This window comes from Ruegeria sp. BH6 (genome assembly GCF_056538105.1).
Genome location: NZ_JBQFSR010000001.1, coordinates 941,629 through 963,081, shown reverse-complemented (window position 1 = coordinate 963,081; position 21,453 = coordinate 941,629). Strand labels below are relative to the sequence as shown.

At 55.8% G+C, this 21,453-nt stretch carries 21 protein-coding genes; 9 read left to right on the top strand and 12 right to left on the bottom strand.

All coding sequences use genetic code 11. The annotated features are described in order from the left end of the window. Positions 1-39: 39 nt before the first annotated feature. Positions 40-2,109, top strand: a complete 2,070-nt coding sequence (locus ACR0B8_RS04765; protein ID WP_480657634.1) for an oxidoreductase — start codon at positions 40-42, stop codon at positions 2,107-2,109. Positions 2,110-2,557: 448 nt separating this feature from the next. On the opposite strand, the gene tcuB is transcribed toward ACR0B8_RS04765, so the two are convergent. The 3 genes from tcuB to ACR0B8_RS04750 are packed head-to-tail and all read right to left on the bottom strand — an operon-like array spanning position 2,558 to position 5,713. Then, positions 2,558-3,637, bottom strand: coding sequence for a tricarballylate utilization 4Fe-4S protein TcuB (gene tcuB / locus ACR0B8_RS04760; RefSeq protein WP_226688461.1), 1,080 nt, complete (start codon positions 3,635-3,637; stop codon positions 2,558-2,560). Next, complete coding sequence (gene tcuA / locus ACR0B8_RS04755; protein WP_226688462.1) at positions 3,627-5,021, bottom strand: FAD-dependent tricarballylate dehydrogenase TcuA; 1,395 nt, start codon at positions 5,019-5,021, stop codon at positions 3,627-3,629. The genes tcuB and tcuA overlap by 11 nt, the downstream gene beginning before the upstream one ends. Positions 5,022-5,032: 11 nt before the next feature. Next, positions 5,033-5,713: a GntR family transcriptional regulator gene (locus tag ACR0B8_RS04750; RefSeq protein ID WP_226688463.1), complete on the bottom strand. Its 681-nt coding sequence runs from the start codon at positions 5,711-5,713 to the stop codon at positions 5,033-5,035. A gap of 168 nt (positions 5,714-5,881) precedes the next feature. Here ACR0B8_RS04750 and ACR0B8_RS04745 point away from each other — a divergent pair, with 168 nt between their 5' ends. Continuing rightward, positions 5,882-6,856, top strand: coding sequence for an AbrB family transcriptional regulator (locus ACR0B8_RS04745; RefSeq protein WP_226688464.1), 975 nt, complete (start codon positions 5,882-5,884; stop codon positions 6,854-6,856). On the opposite strand, the gene ACR0B8_RS04740 is transcribed toward ACR0B8_RS04745, so the two are convergent. The 5 genes from ACR0B8_RS04740 to ACR0B8_RS04720 all read right to left on the bottom strand — a co-directional run bounded on the left by ACR0B8_RS04740 (position 6,825) and on the right by ACR0B8_RS04720 (position 12,469). Then, positions 6,825-7,805: a D-2-hydroxyacid dehydrogenase family protein gene (locus ACR0B8_RS04740; RefSeq protein ID WP_170358427.1), complete on the bottom strand. Its 981-nt coding sequence runs from the start codon at positions 7,803-7,805 to the stop codon at positions 6,825-6,827. The two genes, ACR0B8_RS04745 and ACR0B8_RS04740, sit on opposite strands and share 32 nt — an antisense overlap. Next, positions 7,802-8,038: a hypothetical protein gene (locus ACR0B8_RS04735; protein WP_226688465.1), complete on the bottom strand. Its 237-nt coding sequence runs from the start codon at positions 8,036-8,038 to the stop codon at positions 7,802-7,804. The genes ACR0B8_RS04740 and ACR0B8_RS04735 overlap by 4 nt, the downstream gene beginning before the upstream one ends. Before the next feature lie 51 nt (positions 8,039-8,089). Further along, the gene (locus tag ACR0B8_RS04730; protein ID WP_226688466.1) at positions 8,090-9,178 is read right to left on the bottom strand and encodes a 4-oxalomesaconate tautomerase; all 1,089 of its coding nucleotides are present in this window, start codon (positions 9,176-9,178) and stop codon (positions 8,090-8,092) included. Between the two features lie 91 nt (positions 9,179-9,269). Next, positions 9,270-11,300: a tripartite tricarboxylate transporter permease gene (locus tag ACR0B8_RS04725; protein ID WP_480657638.1), complete on the bottom strand. Its 2,031-nt coding sequence runs from the start codon at positions 11,298-11,300 to the stop codon at positions 9,270-9,272. A gap of 80 nt (positions 11,301-11,380) precedes the next feature. Continuing rightward, positions 11,381-12,469, bottom strand: coding sequence for a type 2 periplasmic-binding domain-containing protein (locus tag ACR0B8_RS04720; RefSeq protein WP_170358419.1), 1,089 nt, complete (start codon positions 12,467-12,469; stop codon positions 11,381-11,383). A gap of 139 nt (positions 12,470-12,608) precedes the next feature. On the opposite strand from ACR0B8_RS04720, the gene ACR0B8_RS04715 reads away from it, so the two are divergent. From ACR0B8_RS04715 to ACR0B8_RS04700, 4 genes are all read left to right on the top strand, one after another. Then, positions 12,609-13,277, top strand: a complete 669-nt coding sequence (locus tag ACR0B8_RS04715; RefSeq protein ID WP_170358417.1) for a response regulator transcription factor — start codon at positions 12,609-12,611, stop codon at positions 13,275-13,277. Continuing rightward, positions 13,274-14,641: a sensor histidine kinase gene (locus ACR0B8_RS04710; protein WP_226688468.1), complete on the top strand. Its 1,368-nt coding sequence runs from the start codon at positions 13,274-13,276 to the stop codon at positions 14,639-14,641. The genes ACR0B8_RS04715 and ACR0B8_RS04710 overlap by 4 nt, the downstream gene beginning before the upstream one ends. Before the next feature lie 193 nt (positions 14,642-14,834). Further along, positions 14,835-15,326 (top strand): hypothetical protein, encoded by a 492-nt coding sequence (locus ACR0B8_RS04705; protein WP_170358415.1) that lies wholly within the window; start codon positions 14,835-14,837, stop codon positions 15,324-15,326. A gap of 687 nt (positions 15,327-16,013) precedes the next feature. Next, on the top strand, positions 16,014-16,682 hold the full coding sequence (locus ACR0B8_RS04700; protein WP_170358413.1) for a YrbL family protein: 669 nt from the start codon (positions 16,014-16,016) through the stop codon (positions 16,680-16,682). Positions 16,683-16,800: 118 nt separating this feature from the next. Here the strand turns inward: ACR0B8_RS04700 and rpsI are convergent, their stop codons facing one another. Both rpsI and rplM read right to left on the bottom strand, forming a co-directional pair. Next, positions 16,801-17,286 carry a 30S ribosomal protein S9 gene (gene rpsI, locus ACR0B8_RS04695; RefSeq protein ID WP_039535473.1) on the bottom strand — a complete coding sequence of 162 codons (486 nt, stop codon included), beginning with the start codon at positions 17,284-17,286 and terminating at the stop codon, positions 16,801-16,803. Positions 17,287-17,292: 6 nt separating this feature from the next. Continuing rightward, entirely contained in the window at positions 17,293-17,751 is a 459-nt protein-coding gene (rplM, locus tag ACR0B8_RS04690; RefSeq protein WP_170348665.1) for a 50S ribosomal protein L13, read from the bottom strand. A gap of 238 nt (positions 17,752-17,989) precedes the next feature. Between rplM and ACR0B8_RS04685 the strand changes: the two genes are divergently transcribed. Further along, complete coding sequence (locus ACR0B8_RS04685; RefSeq protein WP_170548813.1) at positions 17,990-18,352, top strand: nuclear transport factor 2 family protein; 363 nt, start codon at positions 17,990-17,992, stop codon at positions 18,350-18,352. A 4-nt stretch (positions 18,353-18,356) separates the two neighbouring features. On the opposite strand, the gene ACR0B8_RS04680 is transcribed toward ACR0B8_RS04685, so the two are convergent. Continuing rightward, on the bottom strand, positions 18,357-19,760 hold the full coding sequence (locus tag ACR0B8_RS04680; protein WP_170358409.1) for an aminotransferase-like domain-containing protein: 1,404 nt from the start codon (positions 19,758-19,760) through the stop codon (positions 18,357-18,359). A 98-nt stretch (positions 19,761-19,858) separates the two neighbouring features. On the opposite strand from ACR0B8_RS04680, the gene ACR0B8_RS04675 reads away from it, so the two are divergent. After that, entirely contained in the window at positions 19,859-20,086 is a 228-nt protein-coding gene (locus ACR0B8_RS04675; RefSeq protein ID WP_170348662.1) for a DUF1127 domain-containing protein, read from the top strand. A gap of 56 nt (positions 20,087-20,142) precedes the next feature. Here the strand turns inward: ACR0B8_RS04675 and ACR0B8_RS04670 are convergent, their stop codons facing one another. Continuing rightward, positions 20,143-20,586, bottom strand: a complete 444-nt coding sequence (locus ACR0B8_RS04670; protein WP_170358407.1) for a PaaI family thioesterase — start codon at positions 20,584-20,586, stop codon at positions 20,143-20,145. Between the two features lie 58 nt (positions 20,587-20,644). Between ACR0B8_RS04670 and ACR0B8_RS04665 the strand changes: the two genes are divergently transcribed. Next, positions 20,645-21,430, top strand: a complete 786-nt coding sequence (locus ACR0B8_RS04665) for an enoyl-CoA hydratase (RefSeq protein WP_170548809.1) — start codon at positions 20,645-20,647, stop codon at positions 21,428-21,430. Positions 21,431-21,453 lie beyond the last annotated feature (23 nt).

The following is a 21,453-nucleotide window of genomic DNA, read 5'->3' as shown; positions in this document are numbered from 1 at the left end:
GGCCCCTTCATCATCTTAGCCATCCATAAGGAGCCAGCTATGCGCGATCCACGCTATGACATCCTGTTTGAACCGACGAAAATCGGTCCTCTAACAGCCAAGAACCGGTTCTATCAGGTGCCTCACTGCAACGGTGGTGGATATCGCGACCCATCGGCGGCGGCTGCGATGCGAGGCATCAAGGCTGAGGGTGGCTGGGGCGTGATCTTCACCGAACAGTGCGAAATGCACCATACATCTGAAATCACCCCATTTATCGAGCTGCGCCTTTGGGAAGACAAAGACATCCCCCAATTGCGCAAGATGTCCGAGCGCATGAAAACCCATGGTGCCCTGGCTGGCATTCAGCTTGCCTATTCAGGCATCAACGGTCCCAACCTTTATACCAAAGAGGTGCCACTGGCCCCTTCTGCCATGCCGATCCGGACCTTTACCAATGATCCGGTGCAGGCGCGCGCATTGGACAAGCAGGACATCAAGGATTTGCGCCGGTGGTTCGTGAATGCCGCAAAACGCTCGAAAGAAGCAGGTTTCGACCTGATCTGCCTGTATGGCGCGCATGGGTTTGGTATCTTCCAACACTTCCTCAGCAGGGCAACCAACCAGCGCAGCGACGAATATGGTGGCTCACTGGAAAACCGCGCCCGATTCAGCCAGGAGGTTATTGCCGATATGCGCGACGCCGTGGGCGATACGATGGCGATCACGCTTCGGGTGTCGTTGGACGAGACCATTGGCGATCTGGGTTTCTCGAATGCCGAGGTGCGTGACTACATCGAAATGAACAAAGACCTGCCCGACCTCTGGGATCTTGCGCAGGGTACTTGGGAGGATTGCTCTGGCCCTTCGCGGTTCAAAGAAGAGGCTGCCCAGGAACAACTGGTGCGTGGCATTCATGAATTGACCGAAAAACCGATCGTTGGGGTCGGACGGTTCACTTCGCCCGATGTTATGGCCAAGATGATCAAGTCTGGCACTCTGGATTTCATCGGCTGCGCCCGACCGTCGATCGCAGACCCGTTTCTACCGAAAAAGATCGAAGAGGGCCGGATCGAGGACATCCGAGAGTGTATCGGGTGTAACATCTGCATCACTGGCGATATGACTATGTCAATCAGCCGCTGCACCCAAAACCCGACCTTCATGGAAGAATGGCGCAAAGGCTGGCACCCGGAGAAGATGAACAACAAGGGGGATAGCTCGAACGTGCTTGTCGTAGGTTCTGGCCCCGCCGGGCTTGAGGCTGCATGGGCTCTTTGTCGCCGGGGGTATGACGTCGCCGTGGCCGAGGCACGTGATGTGATCGGCGGTCGCGTGGCCCGCGAACGTCTGCTTCCGGGGCTGGCGGCCTGGGGCCGTGTCGTGGACTATCGCGACTATCAACTTGGCCAACGTCCGAACGTGGAAATCTATCGCGAAAGCGAGTTGGGTGCCGAGAGCATTCTGGAGTTCGGTTTTGAAAATGTCTGCATTGCCACGGGATCCACATGGCGCAAGGACGGGGTCTCGCGTCAGCACGTCGTGCCAATGCCGATTGTCGAAGGCGCCAAGGTCTATACACCGGACGATCTGATGGATGGCACAATCCCATCGGGCCGCGTGGTGGTGTATGACGATGACCACTATTACATGGGCGGCGTTCTAGCCGAACTTCTGGCCAAAAACGGTGCGCAGGTGACACTGATCACTCCGTCGGCTTATGTCAGTGACTGGACGAACAACACGCTTGAGCAAATAGCAATCCACCCGCGGCTGGTGGATGCAGGTGTCGAAATCGTCCTCAACCAGGGTGTCACTGAAATCCACCCGGATCACGTGGTCTCGAACTGCGTCTACACCGACCGAATCTGGAAGATCGAGGCGGATGCGGTTGTGGTGGTGGCGTCACGTCTTGAAAACAACACCGTTTTCAATGACCTGAAAGCCCGCGAGGTCGAATGGGCGGACGCAGGTATCAAGTCGGTCAAGTTGATTGGGGATGCCAACGCACCGGGCCCAATCGCCTGGGCAACCTATGCCGGCCACCGCTATGCGCGTGAGCTTGACGGTAAAGATATTGGTGACGACTTGCCATTCCGCCGCGAAATCACAGAGCTTGCGTTGGACTGAGGTCGTGACCGCGTAACGGGCGGTAGAGTGCTTACTCCGTCGCCCGTCACATTTGAACGCCAACTGCCATCTGCGATGCTTCAACGGATACAACCGTATTCTGTGCGCCCCAATGTTCGCCTTCACCGGTCAGTGGCAAATTACTCGCTGTTTTCTCAAATTCGCAATAGCCTGTTTACCTGCTTTATCTATAAAATTGAGAGCCGTATGCAATGGCCGCGAATGACTGCCCTCAGCGCCGTGCTTGACTATTTTTGCCGTCACAAAGCCCTTGTTGTATTGATCCAAGGACTTCCGTTTGATGTCGAAATCGGAATAGCAAACTGTTGTGAGTGCAAGCCCACCCAGGGTTCGAATTCCTGTCTCTCCGGCATTATGTCCCTTGGCTACGATACTTTCGGACCAATGATGCGAAACGGCCCTCCCTGCGCCCGGCAGAGACTGGTTTTTAACCGGCTGACATCAAATCTCTTTTCCTTTGCGCATCCCTGATAAGAGCTGCAAGCCGATAGAAACCGTGCGCCATCTTGGTATACGGCATCAAAACAAAGAACGTCAGGACCGATCCAAGATGGATGGCAAGCAGCGCTGGCATCATGGCTGTTGAACCGAGGGCGTAAAGACCAAGTCCACTCAACCCAACAAATCCAAGCAAAAGGGTAAAGGCGATATCCCCTCCCCACGCCATAGGGTCACCGAGATCGCGGTCGGATTTTTGTTTGAGATACACCATAGCGCCACACCCCACTGTCAGCAAAACACCACCGGAAATCCCAAACAGTTTAGGCAATGACCAGAACCCATAGGGCGCATGCATGCCAAAGCCGTAGTGCATCACTGTTGCGATTGAAGTTGACGCAAAGCACAACAGGAAGCCGTACATTATAGCTTGGTGAAGGTGTCGCCGCGCTTGGCTGAAGCGGTCTTCGTCCTCAAAATTGCAGCCCTCTGCGTGCCCAGCAGCAAGATCCTGCATCTTTCCTGCGCGCTTGAAAGAAGCTGTCACGTCCGCAATTTGAACAGGTTTGCCGCCGACTTCGACCCAATAGCGCCTTAGGCTTATGGCTAAACTAAAGAGCGGCAGCAGGAAGGCAGGCGCAAAGATCGCGACCATCGCATTATGCGACAGGACGGCATAGAACCCCTCGCCTCCGCTCGATCCAATGGCGCGAATGGCCAAGAACAGCAGGGCAAATCCAATTACAAGCGCCAGGGCTATGGTGCCACCATGGGTGTGGAACCGACGCGCTAGAGGTTGCGGCCAGGCGAAGCATTCCCAGCTGTTCCGCCGCACTTCAGCCAAAGCTTTGGGCAGGTTCAGGTCGAACTCATGCGGAGCTGTGTACTGACAAGCGTAATAGCAACCCCGGCAGTTGTGGCACAGGTTAGCCAACTGCGTGATATCCCCATCGGAAAACGCGCGTTCGGCATGCAAAGAAGGAAAAACCGAGCAATAGCCTTCGCAATACCGGCAGGCGTTGCAAATTTCGGCCTGACGACGGGCCTCATGAATCAGTTCAGTTTGCATAAGCGGCGGCCTCACGTCCTGCGATGCGTCCAAAAACGGTGCCTATGGTCATGCCAAAGCCCGCCAGATAACCCTGTCCAAGGATCGACCCGGCCATGGTTTCTCCGGCGGCCCAAAGGTTTTTGATCTTTCCGTCAGGGGTCGAACACTGAGCGGTATCGTCTACCTTGAACCCCAGATAGGTGAAGGTCACGCCGGTGCGCAGCGAATAACCATAGAACGGTGGCTCGGTGATCGGGCGGGCCCAGTTGGTCTTGGGCGGTGTCAGGCCAGAGGTTGTAACACCGTCCAATTCAGTTGGGTGAAAGCCCGTTGTGTCACCACAAGCTGCGTTGAATTTGCTGACAGTCCCGGTCAGCTTGTCGGCTGGCAGGTCCATCATCCCGGCCAATTCTTCCAACGTATCCGCCTTATACGGCGGGAACACTGACGGCATAAACAAATTCAGCGATTTGGCATCGATAATCACATAGCCCACCTGATCCGGTTGGGCTGCTACAAGTCGTCCCCAGATCGCATAGCGCTTAGGCCAGACGTCCTCACCCTCGTCATAAAACCGTTCGGCATCTTTGTTCACAACGATGGAAAACGGAACGCAATCAAGACGAGTGACAATCCCGCCATCGAATTTCGGCGCGCGTCCGTCGATGGCAACGGCGTGACATTGAGTCGGATCTCCAACGCTCTCGACGCCTTGATCCAGAAGGTCTGCCAACACTACACCCCGGTTATAGGGCGTTCCCCGGATCAAAAAGTTCTTTGCTGGCTCTCCCCAGGCACGCGTAAGCCAATCGGTATCGGCCTGAAACCCGCCCGAGGCGACAATCACTGCTTTGGGTGTGATGCGATGCGACTGGCCTTCAAAGGTGTAATCGACCCACTCGATTTGGTCACCGCTCAGTTCCAGATGCGTAACCGCAGCCTCATAAAGCACATCAACGCCCAGACCAGCCGCCGTGCGGTAATAGGCATTCACCAACGACTTGCCACCCCCCATGAAGAATGCGTTGGTCCGTGCCAAAGACAGCGTTCCTGACAATGATGGCTGAAAGCGAACCCCATGTTCCTTCATCCACGTTAGGCACTCTTCTGAAGAACGGATTGCCAGCCGGGCCAGATGCTCATCGGTCTTTCCGCCGGTGACTTTCATCAAATCCGAGAGATATTCGTCTTCGCTGTATTCTTCTATAAGTGGACCAAGAGGAGATCTGTGCATGCAGCGGAAATTACGCGTGTGGCGAGAGTTTCCTCCTCGATACGGTTTTGGTGCCGTTTCAAGGATCAGAACTCGGGCGCCTGCCTCGGCAGCGGTCATCGCGGCACAGAGGGCAGCATTGCCGCCGCCAATCACAGCGATATCGTAAGCTTCATTTTGGGGAGGCATGTCCTGACTACCTACTGGCTTTCGTTAATTGTGCGGTCTCGTTCCTGCAACGCACGTATCCGCATCCGTTGCGCCGCCTGAATATGCGCACGCATTTCCGTCTCGGCCGCAGCACCATCACGGGCCTTCAACGCGATCATGATGCGTCGATGCTCGGCCACTGCCGCCTCAGCCCTGTCACCATCCAGCAGTTGCGATGGCCCAAGGATCAACAGCGCCTTTTGAAGCGACAGCATGGATTTCGTCAAAAACCGGTTCTTGGCCGCGTCAAGCAAAGTGGCGTGAAAAACTCTGTTAATCCGTGCCGTATCTGTACCGGTGCCCGCTTCGGCCAGCCGGTCTGTCAGCACGTCCAGCTCATCCAGCTCGACTTCTGACGCCGCGCGAGCTGCCAGCCGGGCTGCGGTACCTTCCAACACCGCGCGCATTTCATAAAGCTCCATGATCTCGGCGTAATCCAGACTTCGAACGGTCGCGCCCTGCCGGGGAACATGGGTAACAAGGCCGTCGGCCTCAAGCTGCCGTATCGCCTCACGCACGGGGGTACGGCTGACGCCTAACCGTTCGGACAACTCGACCTCGCGCAGGCGTTCGCCGGGCAAAAGCGTGCCTTCGCGAATTTCTTCCAGCAAACGCTTATACGCGGAATTTCCTTGCGGACCGGGCTGGAAAGGGTCGTCCTGAATTGTCATTGCTGGTTCTCTTGTCATTGTGTGTCCTGATGTATACAAATGGATACATTGTGAGTCAACAACGCCGGAATTCTTCCCTTGTCCGACCAGTTAAAGACATCTTCTCTGTTGTTAAGACGGGCCGTAACACTCGGCCTTGCAGTATTGGGAACGGGAGTATTCTGGGCATTGAGCTTGCCTTTGCCCTTTCTATTCGGCCCAATGAGCGCTTGTCTGATTGCTGCCTTGGCTCATGCCCCCATGGCGGGTTTCGGTCAGGTCTCAGTCGCGGCTCGCACAATATTGGGTGTGGCGGTTGGGGCGTCTATTACACCGGCCCTGTTTGTTGAATTGCCAAAGATGGCAGCATCGATCGCGCTGATCCCGTTCTTCATCCTTTTGATCGCGCTGGTTGGGGTGCCATTCTTTCGAAAAGTCTGGGGCTTTGACACCACAACCGCTTTCTACGCGGCTATGCCCGGTGGATTGCAGGACATGATCATCTTCGGTTCCGAAGCCGGGGCAAACCCGCGTACCCTATCCCTGATCCATGGTACGCGTGTGCTGATCATCGTGACGCTGGCCCCTTTGTTTTTAACCGTGTTTTACGACGCACAACTCACCAACCCAATCGGAGAGCCCGCCCGCGACCTGCCCTTGCGTGAACTGGCGCTTATGGTTCTGGCGGCCTTTGTCGGCTGGAAAGGCGGCGAACGGATCGGCCTGTTCGGCGCGTCCATACTGGGACCAATGATACTGACTGCGGCGCTGTCTCTGGGGGGCTTCATTCATACTCGCCCGCCGCGCGAGGCCATCCTTGCGGCGCAGTTCTTTATCGGCTGCGGGATCGGTGTAAAATTTGTTGGCGTCACATGGGTTGAATTGCGCAGGGTTGTGGCAGCAGGCTTTGCCTATGTCGTCGTGCTAGCCATACTTGCGGCCGCCTTTACTGCTGTCGTCACTACACTGGGCTTCGGTCAGCCGGTCGAGGCATTTCTTGCTTTCGCACCCGGCGGACAGGCTGAAATGACGGTTCTAGCCATCGTTTCCGGGGCAGATCTTGGCTTTGTGATCACCCACCACCTGACGCGGATCGTTCTGGTCATCATCGGCGCGCCCATCGCGGCCAATCTTATCTTGCGTTGGTCCAAATCTCGGGATTGATCATGTGAATCGGAGCTTTCTCGGCATAGGCGTTCACCTGATCGAAGATGTCGGCAAATTGCAGGTCGAACTCATCTTCGGTGACGAAACCGATATGCGGGGTTGCGATCAGGTTGGGATGCGACAGCAACGGATCATTCGGATCTGTAAGGGGCTCTGTATCAAAGACATCAATTGCGGCCTTGCCAGGACGACCCGCGTTTAACGCGTCAAGCAACGCACCGGGAACAATTAGCCCTGCACGGGATGTATTCACAAACAGCGCGTCTGCTTGCATCTGCGCGAAATCTGACGCCGTGACTATCCCATGCGTGTCTGGTTTCAGGCGCACATGGATCGAGACGACGTCACTGTTGGCAAAGAACGCGTCGCGGTCGGGCGCGACCTGTACTCCATCTGCTTGTGCCCGTGCCCGTCCTTCGTCCGAAGACCACCAGACGACGTTCATACCGAACGCCTCGGCATAACCAGCGACGGCGCGGGCAATACGGCCATAGCCATAAAGGCCCAGCTGCCGCCCCCTCAGTGTTTTGCCTACTCCGGCCTGCCAATGCCCCGCCTTGGCCGAGGCTATCTGTGCAGGTAAGTCGCGCATCCCGGCCATGATCAGCGCCCAGGTGAGTTCGGCAGCGGCATATGAGGGCGTCCCGCCATGCATGTTCGAACACAGCAGTACGCCGTGGTCCGAGCATGCCTGCACATCGACATGGGGGTACACGCTGCGCTGGCTGATAAGTTTCAGGTTGGGCAGTTTTTCAATCAAGGCGCGACTGATTTTGGTGCGTTCGCGAAACAGAACCAGCGCCTGAGCCTGATGCAAGCGCGCGGCCAGTTCGTCGGTGTCTTCGACATGATCGGTCCAGACCTTCACGTCATGTTTGGAAAGCTTCCCAAAACAGGGCAGACCCTGCAGCGTATCAAACCAATCATCCAGAATGTGAACCTTCATCGGCTTTCTATACTCTGCCCTGTTGTCAGCTTTCTTGGTGTCGGCACAAAATGCTGCGCGTCGAGTGCGGCAAGCGCATTTCGAACGCGTTCGCTTTGATCAAGTAAATGATTGAACTGCTCATCGCATCCGGCGATCGGTGTTGGGTATTCCGCCATGTCCCGTCTTAGGGCCGCCTGCGCCAACCTGAGTTCCTGACGCGCAATATCAAGGCATTCAGAATAGTCATCCATCGCGGCATCCTTATTATGTATACCGTAGTATACTTAATTAAGACCCCCATTTCAACTGCCGTTCCACACAGATTCCGGCACATAGACATGTCCATCCGCCAACTTCCGCGCGGTCCGCACCAGACCTGCTGAGTTGACTTTGAACTCCTGGTCATTTGAGAAGTCCACCAACACGTCGATCTTGCCCGAGGCATGTTCCAGCACAACATCAGCCGGGCTTGCCTTGGGTCGATCCAACAGACCGTCGGCGACTGTTCCGGGTGTCAAAGCGCAAGACGCCATACATTGCGCGCCGGTAACGGCCATGGTCGGATGCGTCTTCCACGGCATGAAATAACGAATTGCTAGGGTTCCACCTTCCTTGGCAGGCGCGACGAGGCCAAATTTGGGTGTCACTGATTTTGACACGTCCCCCATGCCCATCAATTTTCCGGCTTCGATCCGAACCGCCTCCATCCGGTCAAAGAAACCGCGGTTGGCATCCAACTCATCAGCGCGTTCATACCCTGTCAGGCCGAAATCTGAGGCCCGCGCGATGGCCATCGGCATGGCGACATCCATACAGGTCAACTCGATCCCCTGCACTGTATCGCGCAGGTTTCCGGTGGGCAAAAATGCACCAGTGGCTGATCCTACAACTCCCATGAAACTAAGTTGTATCGGCGCTGATTGCCCGGGTACCCCGGCGATTTCTGCATCGCCTTCATAGACCAGCTTTCCCCCCGGCGTCTGCACTTTGGCTACAACACGGGCACCCGTGTTGACTGCGCGAATGTAAACCTCCGTCACATCACCTTGTGGCTGGAACAAACCCATTTCGATCGCAGCCGGAGCGACGCCGGACAGGATGTTGCCGCAGGTGGGTTTGAAATCGACAAACTTCTCTTCAACCGAAACCTGCGCGAAGAAATAGTCGATATCGGCCCAGTCATCGTCGCTGACAGACAGCATTGCAACCTTTGTGGTCACCGCTGTGCCCCCACCGATCCCGTCGATGTTGATTGATTGCCCTGCCCCAAGGGCCGCGACCAGAACGTCGGCCAACCTGTCCCGATCTTCGGGCAGATCAGAGCGGCGGAAATAAGGCCCCCGCGAAGTGCCGCCACGCATGAAAATATACGGGATTGCTGTCTGGGTCATAGCGAACCGTCCTTTACAAACCGTGTGAGACTTTTTTTGAATTCAGCCCTGTCCGGCCTGCTGTTCATCAGACCGGGCATCATTGGACCGCTTACTTCAGTGGCCAAGGCAAGCTGACCATGTCTTGCAGTAGACCCGGCGGGAAATCCCGGTTCAGAGCACCTGCCATGAAGCACATGAAGCCAATGCCGCAGGCGGTCAGGATCAGAGTTAACCGCCAGTCCGCCCCGGAACGAATGCGAAAGAAGGCGATCAGGAACCCAAGCAAGGCGAGGATGAAACCCACAACCCACGTGGCCGCGATCAGACTGGCGAACCATGCCAACGTAGACCAGAGGCCGTGAGGCGCGCTCGCGTCCTCGCCGGCGATCTCTTTGTCTGCAAAGATTGGATCACCCTCGGGCCGCCGCATCATCTGGATCAGCAATACAACGCAACAGAACAAAGACACGCTGCCGATCACCAGCGGGATGATCTTGTCGGTCATGTTGTAGTCGGGGATCATATTGGCGTTCACCAAAGCGACGATCAGATAGGCCATGATCACCAGCAGGAAGATAAGCGGCGCACGTTTGGTGCCTGCTTGAACCTCACCCTCGGCCATGATCATCTTGGCTTGTCGAATACCTAGAATGATCGAAACAACCGTAACCACGATCAGCACGATGACGATTGGGCTGAACACGTACTCCATCCCCTCACCAAAGCTTTTGCGGAACCGGAAAGAGGCGATCTGGAACGCCTGATTGGTGAACTTCTCAACCGGGTTTGACAGGACAAAACCGATCAGGAAAGCCGGGCGCGACCAGTCGAAACGGCGCAGGAAGATGCCAATCAGACCGATGACAAACAAGGCCAGAAGATCTTCGAAATTCTGACCAGACTGAAAGGCCGCAAAGCTGATCAGCATGAACAGGAACGGCGCCAGATAGGTGAAGCGGATGGTTGTCAGTTTGGCGATACCGCCCGAAGCGGCGATACACAGAATGGTTCCAACGACGTTGGCCAACGCCAACAGCCAGACGATGGAATAGGTAATGTTGAGATTGTCCTTGAGCATGCTCGGGCCAACCTCAATGTCGCCAGACCCCAACAATGCAACTGCACCGATGAAAATCGCCATCGATCCCGAACCGGGAATACCAAACAGCAGAGTAGGAACAAGCCCACCACCCTCTTTCGCGTTGTTCGAGCTTTCCGGGCCAATGACCCCGCGCACTTCGCCCTTGCCAAAGTTGCTCTTGTCCTTGGTGGTTTGCACCGAGTGTCCATAGGCGATCCAGTCGACGACCGAACCTCCGAGGCCGGGGATGACACCGACAACCACACCGATGATCGAACACCGGACCGACAGCCAGATATTCGCAGCCCAATCCTTTACACCATCCAACCATCCAGCCCCCAGCGAGGCCCCCTTGGCGATAGATCGATCCTGTCGCAGTAAGGAGACTATTTCGGGGACGGCAAAAATACCCAAGCCCACGATGACCAGTTTCAGACCGTCTGTCAGATAAGGAATGTCGTAAGTCGCCATCCGCAGCGACCCGCCCGCATCGGCCTCACCGATGGTGCCGACCATCAGGCCCAAACCCGCAGCGGCGACGCCTTTCAGCGGAATGCGCCCCGCCAGAATAGCAACCATCGACAGGCCGAGAATGGTGATCATCAGCATCTCGGGCAGGCCAAAGGCCAGCACGATTGGTCGCGCGATCAGAATGAACATGGTCAGGAAGGTCGCGCCAACGAGCCCGCCAAACAACGAAGACGAAAAGGCTGCTGACAAGGCCCGCGCAGCCTCGCCCTTTTTCGCCATGGGGAACCCGTCCAGCACCGTGGCCTGCGAAGCAGAGCTGCCGGGAATACCCATCAAAACAGATGCGAACGTGTCCGAAGTGGGCACTACCGCGACCATTCCGATCATCAGCGCCAGCCCCAGGATCGGGTCCATGCCGAACATGAATGGCAGCAACAGGGAAAGACCGGCTATTCCACCGAGGCCAGGAAAAACCCCTACGGCCAGCCCCATGACAACACCCAATATTAGGTATCCCAGAACGATGGGTTGCAGGATCAGACCCCACGCCTCTCCAAGCGCAGGAAGAGCGGTGGCGAAAACCTCCATAGCGGCCGCCTTTCATAAATTGTCTTGTGTATGGAAAAGCGCGCGCCCTTCGTTACAGGCGCGCGCTGCGGCTTATCGGCTTAGTTCAGCTCGACGCCATAGGCCTCTTTCAGCCAATTCAGGACATATTCCTTGGCATTGTCGTCGACATTGGTTGCCGTCTGCAGCGCCGACTTAGAACCGTCACCCACGAAAACCGGATATTTCCCAACGCGCTTGGAGGAGATATCAGCAAAATCCCCGCGCTCGGTCACAGCCTGAAATGCGGCGGTATAAGCATCGACCACTTCCTGCGGTGTGTCGCCCGGCAGAAAGGCCAGTTTCTGTACCGGGAAACCAGCAACGAAGAAGGCTTTCCATGCGTCCCAGGCCTCGCCGCTGGTTTCACAACCATCAGTGGCCTCGCAAACCTCTTTAAAGGTCGGAATGTCCGGGAAGGTCGGGTCGCGTACGATGTTACCGTCAGCGTCCAGTGCGCCCCACGTCATCATTGGCACGGCCTGACCGGCCTCGACCAGCGGTGCCGAACCGCCCAGATACCCGGACGACGTCTGGTAGTCGATGTTGGCTTCACCGCGCTCAAACATCAGTCGGCCGTCGCCACGACCCTTGATGCCAAATACCGGCTCAACATTCATACCCAACATTTGCCATGCCAAAAGCGGCACGAGGTCCAGCCGGGTCGCGCCCTGCGAACCGTAAATGAAGTTGGTATCTTTCAGTGCATTTGCGGAACCATCAAACTTGGCGCCGTCCTCGGCGTTCAGATAAGCGACACCGCCGGTGCCGGACGCCATCACCGGAATCCAGTCATTGTATTCATATCGGACGCGCGGATCGCTCAGCAGATACGGGAACTGTGTCGAACCCGATGTGCCGAACAGCAAAGTTCCATCATCGTGCGCCTGTTCCTGGAACCAGTTGGCACCTTTGGTCGAACCTGCGCCTGGCATGAACTTAACAACCACGGTTGGCTGTCCTGGCAGAGCCTCGGACAGAAGTGGTGCAAAGAAATTGGCCCATTTGGCCGAACCGCCCGTTTCCGAGAACGGGATGACCCATTCGATAGTCTTGCCTGAGAAGTCGACCTCGGCTGCGGCGGGTGCCGTGAGACCGGCGGCGGCTATCAGCCCCACGACGGCGCGACGGGTGAATTTGGTAATGGCCATTGGTTCCTCCCTGTTGACCAGACAACCACGCCAGCGACTGTCGCGCCACCATGATCGTAAATAGAACTGTGGGGTTGATTCCCCCTCCCATCTGGCAATCATGGAGTGCCAACCTTGCGCGAAACTTGCAGGAGACCCGATGCGGATCGTCATCGTCGAGGATAATGAACCCCTTGCCAACGCAATTGCCTATCGTCTGCGAGACCGCGGACATGCAGCAGATGTACTGACCGACGGCGACGCAGCGGACCTGTATCTTGAACAGGAAAGCGCGGACTTGATCGTTCTGGACATCAACCTGCCAGGTCGGTCCGGGTTGGAAGTCCTGAAATCGCTGCGCAACCGTGGAGACAGTGCGCCAGTAATTCTGCTGACAGCACGCACTGAGACAAGCGACCGGGTGTCTGGTTTGGACATGGGGGCCGATGATTATCTGGTCAAACCCTTCGAAATGGACGAGTTGGAGGCACGCATCCGGGCGCTTTCACGCCGCAAACAGCTTGATTACGGAGCGCGGGAAAGCATCGGCAGCCTAGAGTTCGACCGCACTGCTCGTCAGGTCAGCGTTAAGGGTGAGGTGATGGATATTCCGCGACGGGAAATAGCGGTGCTGGAATGCCTGTTGGAGCGTCGGGGCAGGATCGTTCCCAAAAGCCAACTAACTGATTACGTCTATGGTGTAGGGGCGGATGTCGAGGTTTCGGCTGTTGAACCTCATGTGTCGCGACTACGAAAGCGCCTTCAAAACCTGGGTATAAAGATTAAGACAGCCCGCGGCCTGGGGTATCTGCTTGAGGTGCAGAAGTGATCAACCACGGCTCGCTCAGGCTAAGGCTGTTCATTCTTATCCTGACACCTTTGGTGCTGCTTGCAGTGCTGCTTGGGTTTTGGCGTTTTATGGTTGCCCAGAAGACCGCTCAGGAGCTTTTTGACGACAGTCTACTCTCAGCTGGCCTGGCAATTTCGCGGGATGTGGCGATTTCGGGCGGTGATGCGTTGTCGCCCACAACACGCAGTCTGATCCGCGACGCATCGGGCGGTGAGATCTTCTATCATGTGACTGGCCCCGGTGGCATTTACGTGACGGGTTATGCCTACCCTCCGGCATCCGCGAATTCGTCGGTGCAAGAGGCATACAAGCCACAGTTTTTCGAAGCGATCTACCGCGATGAACCGGTGCGCGTTTTAAAGATGACAGAACGTGTGACCTTGGAAAATCTTGTAGGTGATGCGACGGTCACGGTTTGGCAACGGATGGCGGATCGCAACGCATTTGCCAACGAACTGTCTATTCGCGCCGGAATTGTCATGGGCATCCTGCTGGCCACCTTGGCTGTTGTGGTATGGTTCGGCGTGGCGCGTGGCCTGAGACCATTGCTGGATTTGCAGGACGCAATCGACCTTCGTTCGCCAGATGACTTAAGTGAGATTAAGCGTCCTGTACCGGACGAAGTGCAAGGTGTTGTAAAGACCTTGAACCGGCTCTTTGGGCAGGTCGAACACAGCATCAACGCCCATCAAGTTTTCATATCCGAAGCAGCTCATCAGTTGCGGAATCCGGCGGCCGCAGTCCAGTCGATGGCCGAGGCGCTTCGGGATGCGAAAACGGATGAAGACCGAGAAAAACGCATCCACGAGCTTGTGTCAGCCGCAAAGAACTCGGCAACGGTGGCCGAACAACTGTTGTCACTTGAAAGGCTCAGGCAACCGACGCACCAGGATCAAATGGATGAGATTGATTTCCGCTTGGTTGTGGAAGAAGCATGTGCCGAGATGGGTGTTCACATCCTGACGAAGGGTATCGAGTTTGACGTTACGATGCCCGAGGCGGCGATCATGGTGTCCGGTGATCGGGTGTTTTTAACTGAGGCCCTGAAGAACCTTTTGGACAACGCTGTAAAGCACGGCGGCACCAAGTTGAGCCGAATTTCTGTTGTGCTGCAGCGTGACGAATGCGCGGTCAGTGTAACCGTAGCTGATGACGGAGCGGGCCTTTCGCCCGATCAAAGCGAAGCGGCCTTCAGCCGGTTTTCGCAGCTGGACTATTCCGAAGGCAGCGGGTTGGGGTTGTCAATCGTTTCAGCCGTGGCTCAACGGCATGGGGGATCGGTGTCGATCGACCAAGTCGAAAAAGGAGCAAGCATCACGCTTGAGCTTCCGATCGCCCTTTAAAACGGACGAATCCGTATGCTGAGCCGTGAAACCGCGCATCTAAATGTATGGCGGCGTGTTATTGCCGCTCGCTCTTCGCGGATAGGCATAGCATGGCTCAATCCACGGATTTGAAAAGAATTTCCGGGATTTCCCCTTTGAACTCGGGTAATTTTGACCCATCTCGGCGACACATTTTCCAAAGGAGAGACACATGTCGCGTACTATCATATTGGCCGTGGTCATCATTGCCGCTGGCGCAGGAATTTATTTTTACACTACCCAACCAGACCCCACACCCGCCGAACAATTGCAATCGGCGGCAGAGGACGCTTCTGAGGCTGTTAGCGAAGCGGCAAGCTCTGTGACCGAGCAAGCCAGTGAGGCCGCGTCTTCCATCTCGGAACAGGCCTCAGATGCGGCTGAACAAGCAGGGCAAACAGCCACGGATCTGGCTGATCAGGCCAGTGATCAAGTTGCCGCCTTGGCAACTCAGGGCCAGGATCTGCTAAATTCATGGATTGAAGACGGCGCACTGACCCTTGATAATTTTGACTATGACACATTGGTCGCCTCGGTTCAGGAAAGCGATCTGGCGCAGAACCTTAAAACAGAAGCCATCCAAATTCTGGACGATATCAAAGCATCGCCTGAAACGATCGCGACAAAAATCCAAGAACTCAGCAATCTGCTGTCAGGACAGTGAAACTCGGCGGGCTGCCATTCGGGGTAGCCCGTCCTCTTTTGGCGTATTCATTATTCCAATCACGTCATCTTGCGTGTCGATTGGTCTTCCACATTGCATTTGATTGGTTGCGATCCAGCGGAACGCACACCAAGTCCATTGCCGCTGTGCCGCTCAATCGGAAAGACCGACTATGACCACCCTGCCCCCGACCATGTTCGGAACCGATCTGACACAAGACGGACCTTCCGGTGAGGCCACCGGCACGAAAATCAGGCGCGGGTTGCGGTCAAGTTCCAAACCCGTTTCACCGATGGACGCCGGCAAACCGACATTCATAAAGGCTTGCTTTGAAAGATGTGGTCTCAAGCCTGACCAGTGCTTCGAAAAAGAGCGATGGAAAGGTGATCATCTCGCCTTAGCAAAAAGACGCTCTGGTTGAGGGGGTATGCTCGGCGCGTTTAGAGTGTTGTTCTCGCTGTGCCAGAGGGTTTGACCGGTCAGCGCGTTGCTGCTGATCGGCGGGCCGAAGCTCGTATTCCAGCTTCGCATACAAATATGTCAAATTACTGAAAATGATTACTTAACAACGTATTATGTAACCTATTTCAACTTCGGAAATTCACCCGATCACCTGTGTTTTTCCGGGGGATGTTCTGAGGCCCGACCTCGGCTTGCACCTTCACGAAACTGTTATAATTTGGCGGCATGGCAACCGCTCGAATCGAAAACTTGGTAAGGCTCAAAAACTCTGAGGTGATAGCTCAGGGTAATCGGCAGTTTGTTTACCAACACCCTGATGCGTCTGACGCGCTTCTAAAAGTCCCGCAACCGGACACGACGGATGGCCAGGACGGTCTTTTGGGTGACACTTGGTTCGATCGAACGTTTCGGCGATCTACTGTATTCAAAGGTTTCCTGCGCGAGTTTCACGAATCCTTTGACCTTATGGTGCGTTACCAGCACAGGGATGAGGCTATTCCTGTTTGTGAGGTCCGGGGTGTTGTGCAAACCGATATCGGCCTTGCCCTCGTCTATGAACGAATTTCCGAACCCGATGGGCAGTTGTCGCCCAGCCTGAAGGAGTTGGCGAAAAGCGGGGGCTTGACGCAAGAACATTTGGCTTCCCTGCACAAACACTTCGATATGTTGATCGAAGAACAGGTCCTTATCAGCAACAAGAATACCGGCAATATTGTCTATCAAACGTTTTCTGACGGGTCTGGCCGCTGGGTGTGGATAGACAGTTTTGGTAGCAAGCAGATCATCCCCGTTCGCCGCTGGTTTCGGTCTTTGAACCGGCGCAAGATCAATCAGATCAGAGAGAAATTTACGACGGTTGCCGAGAACGCTTTGCTCACCAAGTCAGAGCGTTAGTCAACAAACCTCTCTTTGGCCAAAGAAAATACTCACTGGGTATCGGTCAAATATTGATTGCCCAAAAGAAAACGGCCGCAATTTCTTGCGACCGTTTGAAATTTGTATTTTGCAGCGATTAACGCTTGGAGAACTGGAACGAACGACGCGCTTTGCGCTTACCGTATTTCTTACGTTCCACAACGCGGCTATCGCGGGTCAGGAAGCCAGCGGCTTTCAGTGCGCCACGCAGCGACGGATCGTACAGTTGCAGCGCTTTCGAGATGCCGTGCTTGACCGCACCGGCCTGACCTGTCAGGCCACCGCCTTTGACGGTTGCGACAACGTCGAACTCACCTTCTACACCAGCAACCTGGAACGGCTGGCGCAGGATCAGCTGCAGAACGGGACGAGCAAAGTACTTGTCCTGATCCTTGCCGTTTACGGTGACCTTGCCGGAACCCGGCTTGATCCAAACGCGGGCAACAGCGTCTTTACGCTTGCCGGTGGCGTAGGAACGGCCCAGCTCGTCACGCACGGGTTCACGCACGATGACTTCTTCGGCCACGGTTTCAACGCCTGCGACGGCGCTCAGCTCTTCGAGAGTATTGATCTGATCAGCCATCGGTCATTAGCTCCGGGTGTTTTTCTTGTTCATGGACTTAACGTCCAGAACTTCGGGCGCTTGCGCCTCGTGGGGATGCTCGGCACCGGCGTAAACGCGCAGGTTGGTCATAACCTGACGCGACAGGCGGTTGCCCGGCAGCATACGCTTGACCGCTTGGGTCACGACGCGCTCGGGGTGTGCACCCTCGAGGATCTGCTGCTTGGTGCGAGACTTGATGCCGCCCGGGTGGCCAGTGTGCCAGTAGAAGTTTTCTTCGCGCTTCTTGCCGGTCATCTGGATTTTGTCAGCGTTGATCACGATGACGTTGTCGCCCATGTCCATATTCGGGGTGAACGACGCTTTGTGCTTGCCACGCAGGCGCATGGCGACGATCGAGGCAAGACGGCCCAGAACAACGCCCTCGGCGTCGATCAGGATCCATTTCTTGTCGATGTCTGCAGGTGTTGCAGAAAAGGTTTTCATGGCAGGATAGTCCTGTTTGATGTGAAAGACCGCCCCAAATCAGAGCGGCCCGAATTCGATGGAGCGTATTTAGAGGCCCCCGCAGCGCAGGTCAACAACACTAATTTCTTTTAAATATAGTAATATCAATGGGTTATAAAATAGGTATTATTTTACCCCATAATTAAGCCCATTTACCCCCCGCCCCGCCTCGCCCGCTATACTGAATAAGCAAATCGATTCAAGGAGCGTGACTACTATGGAGTGGCAACAAACCATCGCTGACTATGGCGCATCCTGGCAAGAGACGGACCCGGATAAGCGCCTTGTGCTTTTGACAAAGTGCTTTGCTGAAAACGGCCGCTATGTCGACCCGACTGCCGAAGTGAACGGCCGCGTGAACCTGTGCGATCATATCGGGGAAGTTCTACAGAGTTCTGGTGGACGTGTTGAACTGACAAGCGAACCGTCCAACCATCACGATGTTGTCCATTTTACTTGGCACATGATCGGTCCGGATGGCGGTATCGTTGTGTCAGGCCACGATTTTGTTCGTTTGGATGCCGAGGGTAAAATATCCGATTTGGCGGGTTTCTTTGGTGATCCGGCCTCACTGAATTGAACGATCAAACACTGATCTGTTCCGGCGGATTGTCCAGCAGACGCCGCAACCTGTGCATCGCATCTTCAAACCGTTCCAGGGACACATGCCCGTTCATGGCGATACGAACCGCATTCGGGGCTCGTCCGTCCCGCAAAGCGAACTCATCGGCAGACCGGAGCTGTATCCCCTCTCGTTCAGCCGCACGGCTGAAGGCTGCGGCGCGCCAGCCCGAAGGCAGGTTCAGCCATACAAAAGGCACATCCGGCGCCCAGTTCAAATCGAACCCGCCCAAGGCGTTGACCGCAACGCGAACATATTCACCCATTCGAACCCGCACGTCCCTTGCAATCTGCAGCGTACGAGGATCAGACAGCAGCAACCTGGTCAATTCCGCCAACGGCTGCGCCAAACCAAAGTACCCGTATTCCGCCGAACGCCGCAGGTCGACGCTGCGCTCGCGCGGGGCAATGGCAAACCCAACACGCAGCGCAGGTGTCAGAGTTTTCGAGATTGAAGATACATGCCACCCCCGTTCCGGTGCCAAAGCACGAAAGCTGGGTTCACGAGCGTCGCCCATGCGATAACAATCATCCTCGATGATCTGAAGGTCAAAGCGCCGGGCCACATCGACAATTTCTTTCCGACGTTCAAGCGGTGTATGAGCGCCGGTCGGATTCTGTACCTCTGGTGAAACGCAGATGGCTTGTGCTGATGTCTGGCGCAGGACATGTTCCATCGCGGACGGATCGACGCCCCACTTATCCATTTTCACGCCAACCACATCAGCGCGCATCAATTCCCCGGCCCGGCGGAACCCGGCGTAGGAAAGGTCTTCGACCAAAACGACCGGTTTTGGCCCCCGCAGGATTGTTTGAAACACAAGGCACAGCCCATTTTGCCCCCCATGCGTCAGCACAATATCGTCATGCGACAATGCACCCAAAGGTAGGTCAGACAGCCACTCCACCACCGCCTGCCGCATGGGTTGATAGGCGTCGCGGGTCGGGTAGTTCAAAAACAGGCCCGGATCAGCCTGGGCCACTTTTTGCAGGCACTCCCGGATTAGCGAGACCTGTCCAACATCCGCCAATCGTGGGCTGAAAAGACTGACATTGGCATTGTACTTGTTGTCTTGCAAATGCAGCTGACGGGCCCAGACATCATCCAGGATTGGCGATTTGGGCGGGGCGACAAATGTACCACGTCCGACCTCGGCGTGTAACAATCCCTCATCCGTCAGAATCGTATAAGCCCGCGCAACTGTGCCCGGCGTGATTTGTAACCGATACGCCAATTCACGCACTGGGGGCAGCTTTGTCCCGACCTCCAGCAACTTGTTATCAATCGCTTTTCTGATTGTGTCAGCGACCAGAGTATATTTCGGCCCCTTGGATTTTGGCAGCGATTCCGGCCAAATTGTATCCATTACAATTCTTCCTTTGATTTTGGCACAATCCTGAATGTATCAAGCACATATACCGAACACTTTAACTTTGTGTCAATACAATTTGAAAGGATACCCTGATGACACGCTCGATGCACAACCCCGCCCTCTTGCTGCTGAACGACAGCCCCCGGCTGCCGCTGATCGCCGCGCTGGCCGTGCGGTTTGCGGCGACGGTCACGAAATGGGAACGTCAACGCCGTAGCCGGCTCAATCTGTCCAAGCTGGATGACAGGCTTCTTAAGGATGTCGGTCTGACAAGATATCAGGCTCGACAGGAATTCACCCGCCCATTCTGGCAGGGTTGAGTTTTCCCCAGTCCCTTGATGGGACCTCTTCCTGGCCGGGCTTCGCCCGGCCTTTTTTATCCGAAGGCCGCCGCGGCCGATCCTTCGGGAGGTAATGAATAGGTCATCGTGGCGCGCGCGACGGGTTTGTCCGACCCTTCTGAAAACATCAGCACATCCCCAACAGCCAGACTGCGGCCCAGCTTTAGCAGTCGACATCGGGCAATAATATCTTTGCCGCCCTCGGGTTTTCTTAGAAAATCCAAGGAGCTGTTCGTGGTAACGGCCAAAGATTGGCGTCCCTTGCGCGCCAGGATCATCGCATAGACACTAACATCCGCCAGCCCGAACATGGATGGCCCTGAAACTGTACCGCCAGGGCGCAGATGGCGATCTTCGACAACCAAACGCATCTCGATCGAGTCCTCATCCAACTTTTCCACGACGAAATCCCGATGTACCTGTGGGAAGATTTGCCGCAGGTATTCCATCAGGTCTTCCCGGCTCATGGCCAATGACATGCTTCCCCTCCTCGACTTGCCGACCTAGAGTTGGCCCAACATCGCTACGGAGGGCAAGATGGCAATTTTGGAACGTAACGACACAGGCGCAGTCGCCACACTGACAATGAACGCGCCCGATCGTCTGAACGCCCTGAGCGACGAAATGCTGGCTGCCCTGCAATCCGAGTTCGACAGCCTGCGCGACGACAGCGCGATTCGGGCGGTTATCCTGCGCGGTAAAGGCAAAGCGTTCTGTGCAGGTCATGATCTGAAACAGATGACAGCCGGACGTCAGGCCGAGGACGGCGGCAAAGCCTATTTCCAGGGCTTGTTCGCCAGATGCACCCAGATGATGCTGTCAATCCGGGCCCTGCCCCAACCGGTCATCGCACAGGTCCACGGTATCGCCACCGCTGCGGGATGCCAGTTGGTCGCCACCTGCGATCTGGCCGTCGCGGCTGAAGGTACGCGGTTTGGCGTGAACGGTGTGAATATCGGTTTGTTCTGCTCGACACCGATGGTTGCCCTCAGCCGGAACATCTCGCGCAAGCGCGCGTTCGAGATGCTGACGACTGGCGACTTTATCTCGGCCGAAACCGCAGCCGAGCTGGGTCTGATCAATCGCGTCGTGCCCGAAATGCTGTTGGAGCATGAAACCGTGTCGCTTGCCGATCAGCTTGCGGCCAAATTGGGTTCGGCTGTGAAAATCGGCAAACAGGCCTTCTACAAGCAGCTGGAAATGCCTCTGGAGCAGGCCTATGACTATACCGGAGACGTAATGGCGCAGAATATGCTGCATCGCGATACCGAAGAAGGCATATCTGCATTTATCGAAAAAAGGCCGCCGAACTGGCACCAATAAAGCGATTATTGTCAACAATTTTT